The following is a 19,397-nucleotide window of genomic DNA, read 5'->3' on the forward strand; positions in this document are numbered from 1 at the left end:
ACACCTCACCTTTGGCATCCTCGGATCCTCAGTACGCACTGCGACGTCTCACGCATACAACCATTCAGGTACGCATCAACCTCATCAATAGATACCCGCCATGATACGAAGGTAGTCGTCGAGCGAATCCACCCGCCGATTGACTGCAATACCCCGTTCTTTCGCGAGCGATTGAAGCTCGAATACTAAAACTCCATATCCCGAGTCCCAGCCATCAGCTTCACCAGGCGACAGTTCCTTCGAAAATCGATCTCCAGGACGGAGCTTCCCGGAGGGCAAACGAAGCTCGTCTGCAACATGCTCCAGCAGCTCCACTACGGTTTCCTGATCCAGACCACTGTCCGCATAGTATTGGTCATAGAAGCCAGTTGGCGACAGCGTCTCTCTTTCTCTCAGTTTGTCTTTCATTTCCATTCGCCTCCATCCACCACCTGCGCTGCAGCCACAATAGAGCATGGAGCCGATATCACAGAACCCCTCCCATACAGTCGTCACCACGGCCACCCGCCCCAAAAGTCTTCCTGCCGAACTCCACGACGCTTGGACTGGACCGAATCAGCGTCCGTTTGCCGCCTGCTGCATCGCCTGCCCGGCCTGGGAACCCGCAGCATGCTGCCACGTCGTGGCATGGGGAGCGGCGCTGATGCCCGAGCCAGTGCTTCCAACTGCAGAATTGGCAGCAGCATTTGCCACCCGTGCGCCGGATGCGACTTCACCAGTTGTCGACGTACTTTCCGGCCCGCTAGCGCCAAGCCTGACCCAGTCCCACCGCCTCTCCGAAACGCAGTCGGCGAAGGTTGCCTGAAGCCTATGCGGATCATCTAGGGAAATCGGCATCGATCCAACATAGGCATAGGTGTTTACTCCACCTTCCAGCCCGATTGGATCACTCTGCGAGTACCGGCCCACCGCCGGGTCGTACTCGCGCTGGTAGTTGTAGAACAACCCACTCGCATCCGTGGCCTGCTGGCCCGGGAAGCGCAGCGCGAAGTCGACTACCACACCATCCCCGTCCGGGTCGGCACTCGGAATCTGGTTGCCGAACACTTCGCTCTTTCTGCTCCAAGCCGGGACATCGGGCTACCGAGCGATTGCCACGCGCGGCCAACCCGGATGACATCGAGTGAGCGCAACTTCGGCTTAGCTGACCTATTGCGCAGACGCGCTGGCCCGATGCGTGAGCATCGGAGGCAGCGCCGACATCAAGGGAGGTCCGTACTGACGGAAACAGAGCCGTCTTCCCTCAGCCAGACGTTCACGTAGGTATCTGGGGGAGGTATCCGATTGATTGACGCCCCTGCGGGAAGGATCTCCCAGCTGGTGATCGAGCCGCAAACTGTTTTATGGATCAACCTGCGACTGTCCAACCCCCGTCTGGCCAGTTCCGTAACAACCACTTCGGGAGGCTGGCGATCAAAGCCTTTGTAGGCAGTGCAACTCTTTCCCGTCTGACCCATGGGGTACGTTGAACTCTCAACCTCATCCCGGCACCCCAGCTGGCCCAGAACGAGCGAGAGGATGGCTAGTATCCGAATGCATCGCATTGCCTGTTGCTCCTTTCCTTTACTGCCCTGCTGTAGGCCTTGTCTACTGCGGCGCCTCCGAGTCCTCCATCGCGCAGCCGAGTTGCACAGATCATCTGCTCTTGATATGCACGACACTCAAGCTCATTGGCCAGCTGCCGATGCTCGATCCCACCATATTCCCAGTCCTTTGGGAATGGGCTTGCACCTTTAGGCCTACCCACGCAGGCATTAGGAACCCTCTTTTCCAATAACGCCTTATGGTTTCGCTCATGCATAACGGTGCATATCTTGTCGCAGCCTGAATTGCAGACACTGACCAGAAATCCTCCATTGCCATCACAAGTCACCATTCCCAGCTGTCCGCCGCACGTACTTGTATCGAACACGGGCTCAAGCCCAAGTGGGTCAGCCGCAAGAAGCGGAGAGGCATTCGAATACCCGTACGCGGAAATGCCGCCGGACAAGCCTATGGGATCCGCTTGCGTATAGCGTCCGGTCGCAGCGTCGTATTCACGCTGGTAGTTGTAGAACAACCCACTCACATCCGTCGCCTGCTGGCCCGGGAAACGCAGTGCCAGCTCGAACGCCACACCATCGCCATCCGGATCAGCACTCGGAATCTGGTTACCGAACACTTCGCTCTTGTTGCTCCACTCCCAGATAGCGACATTCCGTACCGGATCGATTACCACGCGAGGCGTGCCCAGATGATCCGGCTGCACGTAGGCCAGCTCCGGCACGCCGGTAGCCGGCACATTGATCAGCGCCACCGGGTAGTTGTCCAGCCAGATGGCCTGCTGTTGCGCCTGGCCCGTGGCCGAGTAGTTGCCCAGCCACTGCCCTGCTTCGTCATACAGCGTGATCTGGGCAGTCTACCGGCAGGGGTACGCAGCACGCGCTCGCCGCGATGGTTGTAGGCGTTGCTTTCCTGCACGGCATTACCCTGCTTCACCGCGTTCATGCGGTTGGTATCGCTGCAGGTAAACGATCTGCTGTCAGAGCGTGGTATTCCCTGCTGCATTAGGGCTGCGTGCAGCGCGACGATTCGCTACCGTCCGCTGCCCCAGGAGCTGCCGCCCACTAATCGATCCGTCTGAACAGACCACGCCTCCAAAAGATGCTGCGCGCCGGATTCACCACCATTCTTCAGTACAGAAAGAATCGCATCTAATCTACTTTTAATAGCATTGGACATTGGCAACTTCAAAAGCGTCTTCAGCGTCGCGTCCGCCGCCACGAAATCGCCAAGCCGGATGGCGGATATGTATTTTACCCATTCCGAATAGTCGCTTGTGAAGTCAAGACTGTCGACATAGAGCAACAAGTCTGCCGCCGTTCTCACTGTCTCAAGCTTTTTGGCATGCGCCTCATGCATTCCACAGAAAAAACCTTTATCCACTTCCGCGCTTGCAATCCTCTGACCTAGAGACATGTGCAGGTAGGGCAAATCATCATATGTCGGAATTACGAAGGTCCATACATAGGTAGAGGATGGCGCAGGATCCAACGTGAAACCTGAGATAACATCGCGCGTATGTAACGCAATCAAAAAATTGCCAACGACTCGCAGACCGCTCCTCTTGGCCTCGCGCTTCATTCTCCAAAGCGCAATGGATTTCATGCTAGGGCGCCGACTTTTCAGAAGAACCAGAGGCGGCGCCTGGCTGACGATCGTACAAAGCGATAAATGCCTCCCAGCCGAATTCCTTCTCAATGGCTTGCCGCACCAATCCCGAAGTCGCGAACCAAGAGGTATTGGTATGCATGTCAAGACCTTCAGGGCCGAACTCGTCCAAGAGGTAGAGCATCTTTCTTCTAGACATCCTCGCCCTCTCGTCCCGAAGAATTGCGCGACGATGTTTTTTCATAAGCAGTCTGAATTGCTTGGCCGTTGTAACACCGAGCCGCGCAAGCTCATCCAGCAGTTCTTCGGGCTCGAAATCACCATAGTCGTGCCGGCGATGGAACAGACTCCCTACTATTTTTCTTAGAGCCCTTGCGGTCAAGGGTGCCAAGTCAATCTTCGCTCGCGAATGCAATGACTTCACTATCAACTCCACGTCCTGTCATCTACAGGCATGCTACGAACCATCACGGAATCCAGGCCGCATTGTGCCTGGAACCATGAAGATCGACGGATCACTGCCTATCACTGCACATTTAACGACGGCCCCTCAGTTGGACACATCGCTACGTTGGGTTCGGCGAAGTCAACATTGCCACAGACCTCAGGGAACAGAGTACAGAGCGTCTTGCAGGAGGCAAGGTCGCCATTCTCACAGGCTACCTGAAGGGCAACCCGGAGGGCCAGACCCGGCCCGATTGCCTTTGGGGGAAGCAGGTAGTGCGGTTTCTTTTTGTACTTCGGCTTACCTGAATGGCTATCCAGCTGCCAACCCCATCCTGGCCGCTTGGGATCATCCTTCCAATGCTTATCTGGGTTGCCTGTGCCATCTGGCGAGCGAGTCAAATTGCGCTCGCCTTTGCGTCGCGACATTTCCCCTAGAGGATCAACATAGGACAGAGGATTGCTTTCAGCGTAAGAGAATGTGGAGATGCCGCCATTCAGCCCGATGGGATCACTCTGAGAGTAGCGCCCCACGGATGGGTCGTACTCGCGCTGATAGTTGTAGAACAACCCACTCGCATCCGTCGCCTGCTGGCCTGGGAAGCGCAGTGCCAGCTCGAATGCCACACCATCGCCATCTGGATCGGCACTTGGGATCTGGTTGCCGAACACTTCGCTCTTGTTGCTCCACTCCCAGATCGAGACATTCCGTACCGGATCGATCACCACGCGCGGCGTGCCCAGATGATCTGGTTGGACGTAGGCCAACTCCGGCACGCCGGTAGCCGGCACATTGACCAGCGCCACCGGGTAGTTATCCAGCCAGATGGCCTGCTGCTGCGCCTGGCCCGTGGCCGAGTAGTTGCCCAGCCACTGTCCTGCCTCGTCGTACAGCGTGATCTGCGCCGCGCCACCGGCCGGGGTGCGCAGCACGCGCTCACCGCGATGGTTGTAACCGTAGCTTTCCAGCACGGCATCACCCTGCCTCACCGCGTTCATGCGGTTCGCATCGTTGTAGATGAACGTCTTGCTGCCGATGCTGGTGGTATTCCCCGCTGCGTCATGGTTGCGCACCTCGCCATCCACCGCAGCCAGGCGATGGCTGGTTGGGGGATAGGTGTAGCTGGCGGTGCCTGCCGAAGTGGTCAGCGGGGTGCGATTACCGGTGGAGTCAAAATTCTCAAGCCCCCTCTTCGAAGAGGGGGCTGAGAAGGCACGCTACTCTTGTGATCCACCAGCCAAATGCTGCTTTCTCCTCAAGGCAACGAGAAAGAAGGCTGTCGCAGCTAGCAACGCGCCACACGCATCCCAGATTCGGTCAAGCCACAGCATCAAAGTGAAAATGGCCAGCCACATTACAGATAGTGCAAGAAACCATCCGCGCGTCAGCTTCATAGGGCTCAATACACAGTTTGAATTCCAACCATAGCGCAGACGATACCCAATGCAACCTAATAGATTGCCGGCATCCCTTCCTCCAACTGCTGCAACGCCGGCGACAAAGGGCAAAAGCAGCGTCAGATCCGACGCACCAGATGCCGGCAAGGTCAGCCGCGTTGATAGGGGGGGGGCGGAAGAACCAGCAGCGCAGGCGCAGCGACCTCATGCACCATGACTTCCTGCACAGGGAGTAGGTGTTATACCTCACTACATTACCAGCACGACCCGTCGCGAGGTCGGCAGGCTGTGGCACTCCGCTGCAGACCTGACCCATCGGAAGGGCTGGCACGCGCACGGCCCAGGGGAACGGCAATGAAGAGCAGCCGAGTGACGTCGTGGGCGCTGGCCGCGATGATGGCCGCAGTGGGCACCGCGCACGCAGGGGAAATCCAGGTAGATCGAGGCGCTTACGCACTGCAGGCCGAAGAAACGGGGTCAGGCCCGATCACCGTGGTCTTTGAATCCGGTTTCGGCCAGGGCGCGGGCGCCTGGAAGGAGGTGGTTGCGGGTCTGGGGCGCAACTATCACAGCATCACCTACGCCCGTGCAGGACTCGGCAAGTCCGGCAGCGACGGTCACCCCAAGCGCATCGATGCGCATCTGGCCGACCTCACGGCCGTGATCGATACGCTCGCCCCCGGTCGCCGCGTTGTGCTGGTGGGTCATTCCTATGGCGGCCTGCTGGCCACGGAGTTTGCACGCCGCCATCCGGAGCGGCTGCAGGGCCTGGTGCTGGTGGACCCGGCCACGATGGGGCAGCGCCATGCGTTCAAGCAGGCCGACAGTGCCCGCGTGCAGGCAGATGATGCCCGGCTGCGGGCGATGCTGCCGCCAGCCATGGCCGCCGACTACGCCGTGCTGACCGAACAACTGGATGCACCCGGTGCGGAAACCCCGCGCACGATGCCGGACGTGCCGGTGGCGCTGCTGACTGCAACGCGGCTGGCTGCCGAGCCGCTGTTCTTCGAGGAAACCGCAGGGGGCAAGGCGCTCTGGAAGGCACAGCACGCCCTGCTCTTCTCGGGGTTCACGCGCGGCACGCATCGCTACCTGGCGACCGGGCACACCCTCCAGCGCGAGGATCCTGCTGCGGTGGTGGCCGCGATTCAATCCGTCTCCGGCACCTTGAAGTAGCCGTTCCAGGCAACGGCCTTCCGGGTTGTCCCGGCTACTGCCCCCGCAGGCGCACCGCAAAATAGCGCGCCGGGGAAAGGCCAAGCGCCTTCTTGAACATCGTGATGAAGGCCGTCACCGACTCATAGCCCAGCGTCTCGGAAACGCGTTGTACCGGTGCGCCCGTGGCAAGTTCCCGAATGGCGATGAGCAGGTGCAGCTGCTGTCGCCAGCGCCCGAAGGACAAGCCCGTTTCCCGTTCGATGAGCCGGGTCAACGTGCGCGCGCCCAGGGCCAGGCGCACTGCCCACTGGCCGATGGTGCTGCGGTCTGCCGGATCCGCCGACAGCGCCGCCGCCAGCGCACGCACCTTCGGGTGATGGCTGACCGGCAGCGACAGATGCTCGGCCGGCATCTGCACCAGTTCGTCCAGCAGCACCCGCGCCAACCGGTCGGTGTGGCTGCCATGCGGGTAGTCCAGCGGCGCGTCGGCCAGGTGCAGGATCATCTCGCGCAGCATCGGCGAGATCGCCAGCGTCACGCACTGCGCCGGCAGGTCGACGACGCCGGGCTCGACGAACAGGTAGCACAGGCGCGCGTTGGCGGTGGCGCGATTGCTGTGCGGCATGCCACCCGGAATCCAGACGCCACACTGGGGCGGCACGATCCACAGCGCATTGGCCACTTCGCAGGTCACCGCGCCATGCAGCGCAAGAATCAGTTGACCCTTGCGGTGCTCATGCACGGGAATCTCTGCGTCGTGCTCGGCCACCTGCAGGCGGCTGGCAACCGCCGGGCGATCGGTCTCGTCCGGGTCCAGGTCAAAGCCGGGGAGCGAAATGCGAGCCATTCTCACATTGACCGGTTTTAGCGATTGATTGTCATTGTAGCGAAATTCGCCGTTGCGGTCGCTCACTAGCATGGGCCGCATGCACTCCCCCACCCCGCTCCGCCCCCACGTGCTCCAGGCATTTGCCCGATTGAAAAGCCCTGCCCTCAGGACCGACCAGGAAGCAGTGCTGTTCTCGCTCAAATGCCTGCTCGCCGCGTCGCTGGGGCTGTATGTCTCTCTGCGGATCGGCCTGAATCGCCCATTCTGGGTGATCGGGACGGTCTATCTGGTGTCGCAGCCCCTTTCCGGGGCAACACTGAGCCGCGGCCTGTTCCGCCTGCTCGGTACCGTGGGCGGGGCCGTCGCCACCGTCATGCTGGTGCCACGCTTCGCCAATGAACCCCTGGTGCTGAGCGCCGCGCTCGCCACCTGGATGTCGCTTTGCCTGTATCTGGCAATGCTCGACCGCACGCCACGTGCCTATGCGTTTCTGCTGGCCGGCTATACCACCAGCCTGATCGGGTTTCCTGCGGTGATGGTGCCGGCAGACGTGTTCACCATTGCCATCACGCGGGTGCAGGAAATCGCCATCGGCATCCTGGCCGCAACGCTGGTCCATGGGCTGGTGCTGCCGCGCCGGGTTTCGTCGCGCGTGCACGCACGGGTCGCTGCCGTGCTGGATGACGCGGAACGATGGACGAGGGACATGCGCGCCGGCGCATCGGACACGGTGCTGGCGACGGACCGCTCGAAAGTGGCAGCCGACCTGCTCGAGTTGCATGTGCTGTCGATCCACCTGCCCTTCGACAGCGCCCACGGCGTGGCCCAGGTACGGATCCTGCGTGCCGTGCATGACCGGATGCTGGACGTACTGATGCTCTCCAGCGCGGTGGAAGATTCCATCGACCGGCTGCGTTCACCACAGGCCGGCGCGATGGATGCAACGGGCTGGCGCGATCTGCTGCAGGCCGGCCTCGCCGCGCAACAGACCGAGCTCGACCTCGCCCACGCCGACTGCCGCGTGCTGCAGGCACAACTATGCGCTGCCCGGCCCGACTGGCGCCGGCATGTACCTGCTCGCCTTGCGCGATATGCGCAGGGTGCGGTACTTCACCGGGATCATCGGCTTGCCCTGCGCAGCGCGCTGGGCGCGTTCGTCGGCATCCTGATGAGCTGCGTTCTGTGGATCGTTACCGGCTGGTCGGACGGCGCCACGGCGGTGTCCATCATCGGCACGGCGTGCGTGCTGTTCGGCACGATCGAAGCGCCTGCGCCGCATGTCATGCGCTATCTGGTGGGGTCGTTGATTGGCGTTGCCGTCGGCCTGCTCTACGGTCTGCTGATCTTCCCCGCGTTGTCCGATATCACCGGCCTGATTGCCGCGCTCGCGCCGGTACTGCTGCTGTGCGGATCGTTCCTGGCCCGGCCGCCCTTCATCATGGCCGCGCTGGGCGTGGTGCTGACCTTCCCGCTCATCGCCGGCCTGGGTGCGACCAATGCGATCAACATCGTCGGCGCACTCAACAACAGCGTTGCGTTGTTCGTCGGTACGACGGTGGCACTGTGCAGCATGCAGCTGTTCCAGACCGCCGATGCGGGCCGCAACCGCGCACGGCTGGAGCGTTCGATCCGTCGGGATATCGCACGACACGCCGCCGGACAAGGTGGCGTGACCCGCGCTTGGCTCAGCCGCATGCTGGATCGAATCGGGCTGCTCGCTCCCAGGCTGCAGGGCCTTTCCAGCGCCGCGCACGACGTGCGGGCATTGTTTGCGGATGTTCGTGCGGCACGTGCATCCAGCCAACTCCGCGCACTGGAAAGCTGCCTGGACAATCCGCAGGTCCGGGCGCTTCAAGCACTGCTGATCGAACGCCTCGCCGAGCATTTCAGGGTTCGTGCTCACCCGCCGCGCCCTATCGACACCCATCTTCTGGAACTGCTGGACCGAATGCGCGAAGCAGTGGTGACCAGCAGCGGGGCTGATCGGGAGCATCTGTCGCACCTGCTCTGCGGGTTGCGCCGCGACCTTCTCGTACCTTTGTTCACCCACCGGCGCTGACCTCATGCTTCCTGATCTTTCGATTGATGGCGTGCTGATCCCCGGCCTTCTCGCCGTGGCCGCCGCCGCGCTGGCGCTGTCGATGCTGACCTCGCGCCTGCTCGCCAGTCTCGGCCTGTACCGCTTGTTCGCCGCGCGACCACTGGTGGGCCTGTCCCTGTTCGTGATCCTGGCGGAGCTGATGATCCGGCTCGCGCCCCTGTTCGAGAAATGAGATGAAACACACGCTTGCTGTCATCGGGCGCTGGAGCGCAACCCTGGTTGTATTCGCGATTGCTGTCGTTGCCGCACTGTCCATCTGGAAGCGTTACGAAACACGCCCGTGGACGCGGGATGGACGGGTGCGCGCCGACGTGGTGCGCGTTGCATCAGACATGGGCGGGCTGGTCACCCAGGTGCTGGTGCACGACAACCAGCGGGTGAGCGCCGGACAGCTGCTGCTGGTGCTGGACCAGCCGCGCTTCGCTGCCGCACTTGAGAAGGCCGACGCAGCGGCCAGCAGCGCACGCGCCACGCTGGCGCTGGCCCGCCGCGAATCGACGCGGGACAACGCACTGGGCAACCTGGTCGCTTCGGAAACCCGCGAACGCAATGCCGCCAAGGTCGATACCGAGCTGGCAGCGCTGGCGCAGGCACGGGCCGAACAGCGCGTTGCCCAGCTCAACGTGCAACGCACCGAGGTGCGTGCGACCACCGATGGCATCGTCACCAACCTGGACCTGCACGCGGGCGACTACCTGCAGCCGGGGGCACAGGCGCTGGCGCTGATCGACACCCGCAGCCTGCGCATCGAGGGCTATTTCGAGGAAACCAAGCTGGCCTGCATCACCGAGGGCGATGCCGCCGTGGCCCGGCTGATGGGCGACGACCACGACGTGCGCGGGCACGTGGATACCATCGCCGCCGGCATTGCCGACGATCAGCGCTCAAGCACCCACAACCTGCTGCCGGCGGTGGCGCCGACCTACACCTGGGTGAGGCTGGCACAGCGGATCCCGGTACGCATCCGCATTGATGATGCGCGGCCGGATACCCGCCTGATCGTCGGTCGCACTGCGAGTGTGACCATCACGCCCTCGGCACTGGGAACCTGCAAGTGAGCCTGCGAACACTACGCGGTGGGCTGCTTGCCCTGCTGCTGCCGATGACGGCCTGTGTCTCCGGCCCCGACTATCACCTGCCTGCGAATGCCGTCGCTGCCTCCACACGCGCGGCGCAGGCGTTCGTCTCGGGCAAAGAGGCATCGTTCAGCCACGACCCACCACCGGATCGGTGGTGGGAACTGTATGGCGACCCCCAGCTTGACGCCTACGTACGCGATGCACTGGCGGCCAATACCGACCTGCGCGCCGCCGATGCCAACCTTCGGCGCGCCAGCGCGACCGTGCTGGAGTACCGCGCGCGCGGTGCCGTGCAGGCCGACGTGGATGCATCGGGCACGCTCACCCATGCCGGTGGTTACACCCTGGCGTCGGCCGCGCCGCAGTCCTATGCGCTGGGCCTTCACCTCTCCTATCCACTGGATCTTGCAGGCGGCATCCGCCGCGGCATCGAAGCCGCCAACGCCGACGCGGAGGCCATCGCTGCGGCACGGGACCAGGTCCGCGTGGTCGTCGCTGCGGCTGTCACCCGTGCCTATCTCCAGATCTGCACAAGCAATCACACGCTCGCTGCGACCCGGCATGTGCTGGCGATACAGCGCGCCACGCTGGAGGCAACCCGTCGCCTGGCTGCAGGCGGGCGTGGAACGGACTTCGATGTCAGCCGTGCCGGAGCCGCGGTCAACCGCAGCGCGGCGGCGGTACCGCACCTGCTGGCAGAACACCAGGCCGCACTGTTCGAACTGGCCGCACTGATGGGCAGGGTCCCGGCAGACTATCCCAGGGAGGCCGAAGCCTGCCCCCAGCCCCCTGAGCTGGAGCAGGCGCTGCCGGTCGGTGACGGCTGGCAGCTGCTCCAGCGGCGCCCCGACATACGTGCCGCGGAGCGTAGCCTTGCCGCGGCCACAGCGATGATCGGCGTAGAGACTGCGGAACTTTATCCGCGGGTCACCCTGGGCGCGTCCCTGGGCACGGCGGGCATGCGACGGCAGCTGCTTTCCGCCGACAGTTTCGGGGCGAGCGTCGGGCCGCTGCTGTCATGGCACTGGCCCAACCGCCGCGTGGCCAAGGCCCGGATCGCAGCGGCCGGTGCCAATGCAGATACGGCTCTTGCTTCCTTTGACGGCGCGGTGCTGCAGGCACTTCGCCAGACCGAGACTGCGCTTTCTGCCTGCACGCAGGCGCTTGAACGCGAGCGCAGCCTGGCACAGGCGCGTGGGGACGCAGCGCGGGCCGCGGGACAGGCGCAGCAGCTCTACCGTTTCGGCAGGATCGATTTTCTCGATGTGCTTTCGGCCCAGGCCGCGCTGGCAGATGCGGAGTCCGCATTGGCCGCATCGCGCGCGGACCGGATCGATCGCCAGATGGATCTGTTCCTGTCACTGGGCGGCGGCTGGGGCGCATTGGGTCCGGCCCCGGACGGGGCCGGTTGATCCGTTCCGGGGCGGCGACTGCACGTCACGCTGTGTGTTCAGGAAAGTGCCGCGCACACCCGTATTCATTCACGCTGTCTGCCCTATATTCCCGCCACAGCGCCGCATGCTGCGGCCATGACGGAGGCACATCCATGAAGACCACACGTTTGCTTGCCATCGCTTTGACCACCGCCACCGCGTTGGCTGCGGCCCCCGCCTTCGCCGATCCGCCGCACCACGCCCGCGGCAACGGCCCGCCGCCGCATGCAGGTGGCCCGCACAACCGCGATGCGCCGCCGCCGGGCTGGCAGAAGAAGGCCTGGCGTCGTGGCGACCGCCTGCCTTGGGCCGAAGTGGACCGCCGCTACTGGGTGGACGACTACGCGCGCTATGACCTGCGCGAGCCGGGCCGCGACCGGCGCTGGGTCCGGCAGTCCGATAACGAGTACCTGTTGGTGGAGATCGCCACCGGGCTGATCATCGACGCGCTGCATCGCTGACACCTCGTGCGGTGTCCCTCCGCGCGGCAGAACGCCGCGCGGAGGGATACTTCACGACCTGGGCTGTGACGATCGGCGGCGCTTATGCCCCCGACGCTGTACCTGCCTTCGCGGCCGCCCGGCATGCATGCCCTCCCGCAGTGCGATATACGCGCACATCAGCGCTGTGGCAAACAGTCCCATCGCCACCAGCAGTTCGTATCCCCGATCACCGAAGAGCAGGCGGAGGGAGACCTCCAGTGAGCACAGCCTGCCACAGCGCAGGCCCTGCTCGTTGAAGCCATGGATGAGCACCAGCACGCCCATCAGCCCGCACAACGCCATCAGGGCCAGGCTTGCGATGAAGATGAAAGGTCGATGGATGCGCATGCGTTCGTCGCGGTCTTCTAGGGTGACGTCAAGCGCGACGTTGTGAGCACGCGATCGGAAGCATCCAGCTCCACCGACCAGGCTTCGGTATCCAGGCCCAGCCGGTTCTCATACCACCATCGCTGCGCACAGCGACCACTGCATCCACGGCTGGCATAGCGGGTAAAGGGAGCACCGGCGTGCTCCACCACGTCAGGTTGCCCCAGCGCCTGGAGTACTTCGGCCTTGCCCGCCCCGGCCGAACCGAGGCAAGCGCGCGGGAATGCCACGCCGAGATTGCCGAGCAACCGGCAACGTACGCCAGGAACAGGCCGGCAAGCCCCCACATCAATGTCCTCATTGACAGATCCCCTCCTGCGCCGCGCGCCCGCGCATCATCCGCGCAGACCTTCCTCAACGTCAAACCGGCCTGTTGCGGCGCCCGTCATCCGTGCTAGCGTGCGCCGACCGATGATTCAGGATGAACACAGGGACGCCCGTCGATGGCAGGCAAGGGCCGGAAGGACAGGATCGCGCAGGAGATCGGCCTGTTCATGCAGCAGTACGCGCGCAAGGCGCAGCGCCATGCAGAACCCTGCGACCGGCTGTACGACCGGGGCTGGAAGCGCGGCTCAAGCGCTTGCCGCCCTAGGAAGTGGGTAGGCTGCTTTCCGCAGAGCATGACGAGGATGAGCAGCCCCGTTGCATGGGCCAGGCGCGCCATTGTCGTGACGTTCTGTAGCGCGCTATGCGCCTGCGGTATGGTGATGGACAGTTCGTTCGACACCCTGCAGGAGGCGCTTGACTCCGACAGGGTGAACAAGGGGTGGATTCCCGGCTGGGTGCCGCAAGCGGCGACCGATCTGCGCGAGGTCCATGACCTCGACTCCAACACCAGCGCGCTGGCCTTCACCAAGCCCGCTGCGATACCACTGCAGCTGCCTGCGGATTGCCAGGCGACCACATTCAACAACAGTGATCCTGTTGCATTCAATCGATACTGGTGGCCTGGCAACGGGACGCTCAGTGCGTCGTACCGCGTTTTTCGCTGCGCGCCCGAATCCGGAAAATCCGTCTTCGTCGCCATCAACAGGGCCGAAGACCACGTGCTCTTCTGGCGAACCTACGCGCGCTGATGCGCCAGCGCCACCTATTCCTCCCCAGGACCCCCATGATGCCCAACGCACGTGCACGCTCCGCCGCCCTCGCCCTTCTGCTCCCGGCGTGGCTGCCAGTTTTAGCCGCGCAGAACGCCCCTGCCGACGTCAAGGCCATCGAACAGGTGGTCGAATCGTTCCGCACCTCGCTGATCAACAAGGACAAGCCGACCTACATGAGCCTGTTCTTTTCTGACAAGCCGGAAGATATCGGCTGGCAGTTCGTTTCCGAGGACGCGCGCCTGCAGGACATCCGCAAGGCCAAGCCCGATGCGATCAAGGCGCGGCAGATTCCCGCCAACAACTTCATCGCGCTGATTGACGGGGCGGTGGCCTCGCCGAAGCTGAAAGAAGAGACATTCTCCAACACGAAGATCGAGACGGACGGCGATGTGGCCTCGGTAGCGTTTGACTACAGCTTTCACGACGATGGGGTGAAGACCAACTGGGGCAAGGAAATGTGGCAGCTGGTCCGCACCGAACAGGGCTGGAAGATCTTCTCGGTGATCTATTCGATCCGCGATTCACGCAGCCCGGCCAACTGAACGTCTTGAGGACGCCGAGCGCGGATTGCGATCCATTCAGCCAGGGCATTGGCATCCGGCAAGGGATCGGGCAGAGTTCGGCCACGTGCAAGGACGCTCGCAATGACCCGCCTGCTGATCATCGAAGACAACCCCGAACTGGTTGCCAACCTGTACGCCTTCTTTGAGCCGCTCGGCTATGTGCTGGACGACGCCCGTGACGGCGCCAGTGGCCTGCGTCGGGCCACGCAGAACGACTACGATGCCATCCTGCTGGACCTGATGCTGCCACGCCTGGACGGGATGGCGCTGTGCCGGAAGCTGCGCCAGGAGTTCCAGAATCCGGTGCCGATCCTGATGCTGACGGCGCGCGATCCGGTCGAAGACCGCGTGCAGGGCCTGGCGCTGGGCGCGGATGACTATCTGGTCAAGCCCTTCTCGCTGAAGGAGCTGGATGCGCGGATCAAGGCCCTGGTGCGACGCGCCCAGGGCCGCCAGGTCGACAGCGTACTGGCGTGGAAGGACCTGCAGGTCGATACGCGGTCGCCGCAGGCCTGGCGGCAGGGACGCTGCATCGCGCTGACGCCCACCTCGCACAAGCTCCTGTTGTGCCTGGTACGCGCGGCACCCGCCGTGGTCCGCAAGCAGGAGATGGAATACCTGGTCTGGGGCGACGAGCCACCGGACGGCGGCGCGCTGCGTACCCACATCCATGAGCTGCGCCTGCAGGTGGACCGCAGTTTCGACACCACGCTGATCGCCACGGTGCACAGCGTCGGCTGGCGCATGCCGGCGTGACCCCCGCCGCTCTCTACCGGCGCCTGACCCTGCGCACCCGCATCACGATTTCGTTCGTGCTGCTGATGGCCGGCGCCATGGGCTTCATCGTTCTGGCCGAACAGGTGGACTACGACCAGGTACGGGCCGCCGTCGTTGGACGCACCCAGGACAGCCAAGTACGCCGCCTGCAGGACGAGCTGGCTCGTGGCCAACGCCCCGCCCTGCCCTCCGGCAGCGCACTGTACGATGCCCGGAACGTACCTGTGGTGCTGCGCCAGTATGGCCTGGGCTACCACGGCGAAGCAGCACCCAACGAGTGGCACCTGCGCGTGTTCGACAGTGGCGGACAGCGCTACTACCTGCTGCAGGACGCGGCGCCTTATGGCTATCTGGAATACCTGATCAACGCCTTTGCAGCGCTGGTCATTTCGATCTGCGTGCTCGGCGCCTTCCTGATCGGTCGCAAGGTGGCGTCGCACGTCATCGCGCCCATCACGCAGTTGGCCGATGCCGTGCAGAGCGGGCGGAAGCCCTTTCCCCGCCAGGACGCACGCGACGAGATCGGTGTTCTGGCCCGCGCCTTTGCCCGGCACAGTGATGAACTGGAGCGTTTCCTTCACCGCGAGCAATGCTTCAGCGGCGATGCCAGCCATGAGCTGCGTACGCCGCTGGCCATCATCGGCGGCGCTGCGGAAACCCTTGCCTGCCAGCTTCCTCCTGACAGCCATCTGGTTCCCAGCGCGGAGCGCATCCTGCGTACCACCCAGGAGATGCAGCGCCAGTTGTCCTGCCTGCTGTTGCTCTCACGTTCCCCCGGCTCAGTCCCGCGCAGCGAGGTGGCTTTGCGTCCGTTGATCGAGTCCTGCGTGGAGCGCTGCCAGCCCTGGCTGGCCGGCAAGCCGGTCGGCATCACCGTTGATCCCGGTCGCGAGGTAACGATGCACACCAGTCCGGACCTGGTACACAGCGTGATCTGGAACCTGACGCGCAACGCCTGCCAATACACCGAACAGGGCAAGGTCCGGATCACCCTGGACACCACCGCACTGATCATCGCAGACACCGGCCCCGGCCTGCCCTCCAGCATCGACCCGCAGCAGTTCCAACGATTCGTGCCCGGGGTACCGCACAGCGGCGAAGGATTGGGACTGTCCATCGTGCAGCGCATCGTCGAACACCTTGGCTGGACAATGACGGTACAGTCCTCGGAGCGCGGCTGCCGGTTCGCCCTGCACTGGCCTGCGGCCCGCATCTGACGTATTCCTGACAGTGGCGTGCACATGCTCGGGGTTGTCCCAACCTCGAGAACGGCATGCAGCACCCCAAGCACAGCGGCAAGTATCCGCACGGCAAGACCGGCCTGAGCCGCATCTTGCACACCCTGGTCCATTCGCGCGATGGCTTCATCGCGACCTTCCGCGGCGAGGCCGCCTTTCGCCAGCTGCTGCTGCTGCACGCGCTGTTGATCACTGCGGCGTTCGTGCTGGACATCAGTACAACCGAGCGCGCGTTGGTGCTGGCGGTCTGCTTCATCAGCCTGCTGGTGGAACTGCTCAACTCGGCAATCGAGGTCGTGGTTGATCGCATCTCGCTGGAGCAGCACCCGCTGTCGAAGAACGCCAAGGACATGGGCAGCGCCGCACAGACCACCGCGTTGTTGATGGTCGGCGCGGTGTGGGGTGTGATCCTGCTGGGCTAGGCCGGCAATCCTGACAACTTCCTGATAAGGCCGTTTCGATACTGCGCGCACTCCTGTTCCGCGGACCCTGCTCGTGCGTCAATGCCTCCGTTTTCCACGGCCCCATCCGATCATCCTGGTCTGGGCCGCAGCGTTTTTCTTCACCACGATTGGAAACATCGCCCTCTGGAAGTCGCTGTGGGAACTGATCGATCTCAACGGTGTGCGCAGCAACCTGTTCCTGGCCAGCCTGCCGCTGGTGTTGTTCTGCCTGTTCAATCTGCTGCTGACGCCATTGCTGGCACTACCCTTCGTGCGCAAGCCGCTGCTGGCCGTACTCATCGTCACCAGCGCCGCCTGCAGCTATTTCATGCTGCACTACAACGTGCTGATCGATCGCAGCATGGTGCAGAACGTGTTCGAGACCAATCAGGCCGAACTGAACGCCTATCTCTCGCTGCCGCTGCTGTTGACCCTGCTGGCGCTGGGCGCGATGCCCGCTGCAGCGCTTGCCCTGGTGCGCACCGCCAGCGGAGCGGGGTCGATACGGTCGCTGCTGGTGTGGCCGGCCAACGTTCTGGCGTCACTGGTAATGCTGCTGGTGATCGGCTTTGCGTTCTACAAGGACTACTCCTCACTGCTGCGAAATAACCGCTACATCCGCGACCAGGTACTGCCGTTGAACGTGATGCGCCATACCCACGGTTACCTGAAAAGCCTCCATAGCACCCGCCAGCAACCGCTGCGCCCGATCGGCACGGACGCGCGGCGCACACCCGGCCCGCGCCCGAAGCTGGTGGTCATGGTCGTCGGCGAGACCGCGCGGGCACAGAACTTCCAGCTCAACGGCTACCCACGCGCAACCAATCCCCGGCTCTCACGCACGGAAGGCGTCATCAGCTTCAGTGATGTCTCCTCGTGCGGAACCGCAACGGCCATCTCGGTGCCGTGCATGTTCTCGCAGATGACCCGCCAGCAATACGACGACGTTCGCGCGGCGACCGAGGAGAACGTGCTCGACATCCTGCAGCGTACCGGCGTCAGCGTGCTCTGGCGCAACAACAACAATGGCGGCTGCAAGGGCGTGTGCGAGCGCGTGCCGACCGAGGACATGCCTGCGCTGAAGGTGGCGGGCCAGTGCGTCAACACCGACAGCACCTGCTACGACGACGTGCTGCTGCACCAGCTTGGCACACGCATCGACGCGATCAACGGCGACGGCCTGGTCGTACTGCATCAGCTGGGCAGCCACGGCCCGACCTACTTCGAGCGCTATCCGGCTGCCTCGCGGGCCTTCAGCCCGACCTGCGACAGCAACCAGATCCAGCATTGCAGCAACGAGGCGCTGGTCAACACCTATGACAACACCCTGGTGCATATCGACCGGGTACTGGCGGAGACCATCGACCTGCTGCAAGGCTACTCGGACCGGCGCGACGTTGCGCTGATCTATGTGTCCGACCACGGCGAGTCGCTCGGCGAACGCGGCATGTACCTGCATGGCACGCCCTACTTCATCGCCCCGCGCGAACAGACCCAGGTGCCGATGGTGATGTGGCTCTCAACGGAGTTCAGCCGCAACGCGGGCCTGGACATGGCCTGCCTGCGTGGGAATGCGCTGCACCGGGCGCACAGCCACGACAACATCTTCCACTCGCTGCTGGGCCTGTTCGGGGTCAGCAGCACGGTGTACCAGCGTAATCTGGATGTGTTTGCCGGATGCCGCCCGTCGGGTTCGCCGGCTGTGGCCGCCACGCCGGCGAAGAAGCGGCACCGGCTGATGCCGGTCACCGCCCGCAACGTGGCGCGCTACTGCGCCGCCAGGGCGAAATCCAGGCCCGCACACACCGCCGCCACCTGGGCGTCGTTGCATTCCTGCGGGTTGGTGCGCGGGCTGTCCGGGTAGACCTCGGTGGTGGTGGCAAAGCGTGCGTCGGTGAAGCCGGCGCAGGCGCCGATCGAACGCGACTCGCCCCAGACCACGCCCGGCGACTGCAGCGGCAGGCCGACCAGGTTGCCGTCGGCATCGGCCGGGGCGATGTGGGTGATGGGCGCCACTGCGGCAATCAGGGCCTTCTGGAACTCGGCCTGCGGATCTTCGCTGTTGCCGATCACATAGAAGCCATCGGGAATCGTGTCGCGCTCGAACGGCTTGCCGTCGCGCGCGCAGCGCGCCGGATCGAACTCGTTCAGGTCGCTGTCGGTGGTCTCGTGCAGGTCCAGGTGCACCAGCAGGTTCGCCTTGCGCTCGCCCACCCAGGCCATCAGTGCGGCGGCTTCCTTGATCTGGCCGCCGTCACGGAAGCTACGGTTCGGATCGATCGCATCCGGGTTCCAGCGCTGGATGCGCTCGTAGCCCCACGGGCTGACGCATGGCGCGACGATCAGGTTCAGCCGGCCCAGGTAACGCTCGGCCTGCTGTTCCAGGAACTGCAGGGCGCCGTGCACGCCGCTGGTTTCGTAGCCATGCACGCCGCCGGTGATCAGCGCGGTCGGCAGCGCCGGGTTCCAGTCGTGGTTGACCACGGCGAACAGCGGGTAATGGTCCGGTGCATAGTCCAGCTGGCCGTACTGGATCACGTCGAAAACGCTGTCGTCCAGGCGCTCAAGGGCGGCCACCACGTCATCGTGGTAGCTGCGCTGGCGCTGCTGGCGGGCCCGCCACTGTGCGCGTTCCGCGTCGCCCCAGGGCTGTCCGGGGGTGCCGATCGGGTAGAACTGCGCAACAGTCATGGGGGTACTCCAGGGGTCGAACGGGGGGATGCAGCCGGACATTCTAAGCCTTGTCGCGCCTGTGGGTACCGCCACCCAGGCCCCGCCTTCATCCAGCCGGGGTCATCTGGTTGTAAAATCAACG

Annotated in this window: 19 protein-coding genes and 3 pseudogenes; 12 read left to right on the forward strand and 10 right to left on the reverse strand. The window is 63.8% G+C overall.

Features of this window, described 5'->3' with window-relative positions:
• Positions 1-84: 84 nt before the first annotated feature.
• From AC5P7X_RS05575 to AC5P7X_RS05600, 6 genes and pseudogenes are all read right to left on the reverse strand, one after another.
• Entirely contained in the window at positions 85-408 is a 324-nt protein-coding gene (locus tag AC5P7X_RS05575) for a hypothetical protein (RefSeq protein WP_206621089.1), read from the reverse strand.
• A gap of 390 nt (positions 409-798) precedes the next feature.
• Positions 799-1,065 (reverse strand): annotated as a pseudogene (locus AC5P7X_RS05580) (RHS repeat-associated core domain-containing protein); the annotation flags it as partial.
• A 457-nt stretch (positions 1,066-1,522) separates the two neighbouring features.
• A pseudogene (locus AC5P7X_RS05585) lies at positions 1,523-2,560 on the reverse strand (RHS repeat domain-containing protein); the annotation flags it as partial.
• A gap of 14 nt (positions 2,561-2,574) precedes the next feature.
• Entirely contained in the window at positions 2,575-3,147 is a 573-nt protein-coding gene (locus AC5P7X_RS05590) for a hypothetical protein (RefSeq protein ID WP_141750807.1), read from the reverse strand.
• A gap of 1 nt (position 3,148) precedes the next feature.
• A complete protein-coding gene (locus AC5P7X_RS05595) occupies positions 3,149-3,574 on the reverse strand; it encodes a hypothetical protein (protein ID WP_176746378.1) in 426 nt (141 codons plus the stop codon).
• Between the two features lie 452 nt (positions 3,575-4,026).
• A pseudogene (locus AC5P7X_RS05600) lies at positions 4,027-4,770 on the reverse strand (RHS repeat-associated core domain-containing protein); the annotation flags it as partial.
• A gap of 576 nt (positions 4,771-5,346) precedes the next feature.
• On the opposite strand from AC5P7X_RS05600, the gene AC5P7X_RS05605 reads away from it, so the two are divergent.
• Positions 5,347-6,168 carry an alpha/beta fold hydrolase gene (locus AC5P7X_RS05605; protein WP_495214579.1) on the forward strand — a complete coding sequence of 274 codons (822 nt, stop codon included), beginning with the start codon at positions 5,347-5,349 and terminating at the stop codon, positions 6,166-6,168.
• A gap of 34 nt (positions 6,169-6,202) precedes the next feature.
• Here the strand turns inward: AC5P7X_RS05605 and AC5P7X_RS05610 are convergent, their stop codons facing one another.
• A complete protein-coding gene (locus AC5P7X_RS05610) occupies positions 6,203-6,997 on the reverse strand; it encodes an AraC family transcriptional regulator (RefSeq protein ID WP_495214667.1) in 795 nt (264 codons plus the stop codon).
• A 79-nt stretch (positions 6,998-7,076) separates the two neighbouring features.
• Here AC5P7X_RS05610 and AC5P7X_RS05615 point away from each other — a divergent pair, with 79 nt between their 5' ends.
• From AC5P7X_RS05615 to AC5P7X_RS05635, 5 genes are all read left to right on the forward strand, one after another.
• Positions 7,077-9,038 (forward strand): FUSC family protein, encoded by a 1,962-nt coding sequence (locus AC5P7X_RS05615; protein ID WP_495214580.1) that lies wholly within the window; start codon positions 7,077-7,079, stop codon positions 9,036-9,038.
• Between the two features lie 4 nt (positions 9,039-9,042).
• Positions 9,043-9,252: a DUF1656 domain-containing protein gene (locus tag AC5P7X_RS05620; RefSeq protein WP_053498584.1), complete on the forward strand. Its 210-nt coding sequence runs from the start codon at positions 9,043-9,045 to the stop codon at positions 9,250-9,252.
• A 1-nt stretch (position 9,253) separates the two neighbouring features.
• On the forward strand, positions 9,254-10,138 hold the full coding sequence (locus AC5P7X_RS05625; protein WP_206620571.1) for an HlyD family secretion protein: 885 nt from the start codon (positions 9,254-9,256) through the stop codon (positions 10,136-10,138).
• Positions 10,135-11,571 (forward strand): efflux transporter outer membrane subunit, encoded by a 1,437-nt coding sequence (locus tag AC5P7X_RS05630; protein WP_495214581.1) that lies wholly within the window; start codon positions 10,135-10,137, stop codon positions 11,569-11,571. Before AC5P7X_RS05625 ends, AC5P7X_RS05630 begins: the two co-directional genes overlap by 4 nt.
• A 134-nt stretch (positions 11,572-11,705) precedes the next feature.
• Positions 11,706-12,053 (forward strand): RcnB family protein, encoded by a 348-nt coding sequence (locus AC5P7X_RS05635; RefSeq protein WP_065185701.1) that lies wholly within the window; start codon positions 11,706-11,708, stop codon positions 12,051-12,053.
• Between the two features lie 51 nt (positions 12,054-12,104).
• Here AC5P7X_RS05635 and AC5P7X_RS05640 read toward each other — a convergent pair whose 3' ends face one another.
• Together AC5P7X_RS05640 and AC5P7X_RS05645 are read right to left on the reverse strand one after the other, a co-directional pair.
• Positions 12,105-12,422, reverse strand: coding sequence for a hypothetical protein (locus tag AC5P7X_RS05640; RefSeq protein WP_053498576.1), 318 nt, complete (start codon positions 12,420-12,422; stop codon positions 12,105-12,107).
• Between the two features lie 17 nt (positions 12,423-12,439).
• Positions 12,440-12,691 carry a hypothetical protein gene (locus AC5P7X_RS05645; RefSeq protein WP_235643041.1) on the reverse strand — a complete coding sequence of 84 codons (252 nt, stop codon included), beginning with the start codon at positions 12,689-12,691 and terminating at the stop codon, positions 12,440-12,442.
• Positions 12,692-12,904: 213 nt separating this feature from the next.
• Here AC5P7X_RS05645 and AC5P7X_RS05650 point away from each other — a divergent pair, with 213 nt between their 5' ends.
• From AC5P7X_RS05650 to AC5P7X_RS05675, 6 genes are all read left to right on the forward strand, one after another.
• Entirely contained in the window at positions 12,905-13,537 is a 633-nt protein-coding gene (locus tag AC5P7X_RS05650) for a YbbD-related protein (RefSeq protein ID WP_235642279.1), read from the forward strand.
• 35 nt (positions 13,538-13,572) lie between these two features.
• Entirely contained in the window at positions 13,573-14,103 is a 531-nt protein-coding gene (locus AC5P7X_RS05655; RefSeq protein ID WP_495214668.1) for a nuclear transport factor 2 family protein, read from the forward strand.
• 102 nt (positions 14,104-14,205) lie between these two features.
• Positions 14,206-14,880, forward strand: a complete 675-nt coding sequence (locus AC5P7X_RS05660) for a response regulator transcription factor (RefSeq protein WP_005416896.1) — start codon at positions 14,206-14,208, stop codon at positions 14,878-14,880.
• A complete protein-coding gene (locus tag AC5P7X_RS05665) occupies positions 14,877-16,118 on the forward strand; it encodes a sensor histidine kinase (RefSeq protein ID WP_495214582.1) in 1,242 nt (413 codons plus the stop codon). Before AC5P7X_RS05660 ends, AC5P7X_RS05665 begins: the two co-directional genes overlap by 4 nt.
• Positions 16,119-16,174: 56 nt before the next feature.
• The gene (locus tag AC5P7X_RS05670) at positions 16,175-16,561 is read left to right on the forward strand and encodes a diacylglycerol kinase (protein WP_495214583.1); all 387 of its coding nucleotides are present in this window, start codon (positions 16,175-16,177) and stop codon (positions 16,559-16,561) included.
• 73 nt (positions 16,562-16,634) lie between these two features.
• Complete coding sequence (locus tag AC5P7X_RS05675; RefSeq protein WP_495214584.1) at positions 16,635-18,446, forward strand: phosphoethanolamine transferase; 1,812 nt, start codon at positions 16,635-16,637, stop codon at positions 18,444-18,446.
• On the opposite strand, the gene AC5P7X_RS05680 is transcribed toward AC5P7X_RS05675, so the two are convergent.
• Positions 18,350-19,273, reverse strand: a complete 924-nt coding sequence (locus tag AC5P7X_RS05680) for a M14 family metallopeptidase (RefSeq protein ID WP_069138347.1) — start codon at positions 19,271-19,273, stop codon at positions 18,350-18,352. The genes AC5P7X_RS05675 and AC5P7X_RS05680 overlap by 97 nt on opposite strands.
• Positions 19,274-19,397: the final 124 nt, after the last annotated feature.

The organism is Stenotrophomonas sp. YJH_SMC_53 (assembly GCF_059369995.1).

Bases quoted from the DNA above. Each gene is read 5' to 3' on its own strand.
- AC5P7X_RS05635 (WP_065185701.1), top strand. From the start codon at position 11,706: ATGAAGACCACACGTTTGCTTGCCATCGCTTTGACCACCGCCACCGCG.
- AC5P7X_RS05620 (WP_053498584.1), top strand. From the start codon at position 9,043: ATGCTTCCTGATCTTTCGATTGATGGCGTGCTGATCCCCGGCCTTCTC.
- AC5P7X_RS05605 (WP_495214579.1), top strand. From the start codon at position 5,347: ATGAAGAGCAGCCGAGTGACGTCGTGGGCGCTGGCCGCGATGATGGCC.
- AC5P7X_RS05660 (WP_005416896.1), top strand. From the start codon at position 14,206: ATGACCCGCCTGCTGATCATCGAAGACAACCCCGAACTGGTTGCCAAC.
- AC5P7X_RS05670 (WP_495214583.1), top strand. From the start codon at position 16,175: ATGCAGCACCCCAAGCACAGCGGCAAGTATCCGCACGGCAAGACCGGC.
- AC5P7X_RS05640 (WP_053498576.1), bottom strand. From the start codon at position 12,422: ATGCGCATCCATCGACCTTTCATCTTCATCGCAAGCCTGGCCCTGATG.
- AC5P7X_RS05655 (WP_495214668.1), top strand. From the start codon at position 13,573: ATGATGCCCAACGCACGTGCACGCTCCGCCGCCCTCGCCCTTCTGCTC.
- AC5P7X_RS05575 (WP_206621089.1), bottom strand. From the start codon at position 408: ATGAAAGACAAACTGAGAGAAAGAGAGACGCTGTCGCCAACTGGCTTC.
- AC5P7X_RS05680 (WP_069138347.1), bottom strand. From the start codon at position 19,273: ATGACTGTTGCGCAGTTCTACCCGATCGGCACCCCCGGACAGCCCTGG.
- AC5P7X_RS05590 (WP_141750807.1), bottom strand. From the start codon at position 3,147: ATGAAATCCATTGCGCTTTGGAGAATGAAGCGCGAGGCCAAGAGGAGC.
- AC5P7X_RS05610 (WP_495214667.1), bottom strand. From the start codon at position 6,997: ATGGCTCGCATTTCGCTCCCCGGCTTTGACCTGGACCCGGACGAGACC.
- AC5P7X_RS05625 (WP_206620571.1), top strand. From the start codon at position 9,254: ATGAAACACACGCTTGCTGTCATCGGGCGCTGGAGCGCAACCCTGGTT.
- AC5P7X_RS05615 (WP_495214580.1), top strand. From the start codon at position 7,077: ATGCACTCCCCCACCCCGCTCCGCCCCCACGTGCTCCAGGCATTTGCC.
- AC5P7X_RS05650 (WP_235642279.1), top strand. From the start codon at position 12,905: ATGGCAGGCAAGGGCCGGAAGGACAGGATCGCGCAGGAGATCGGCCTG.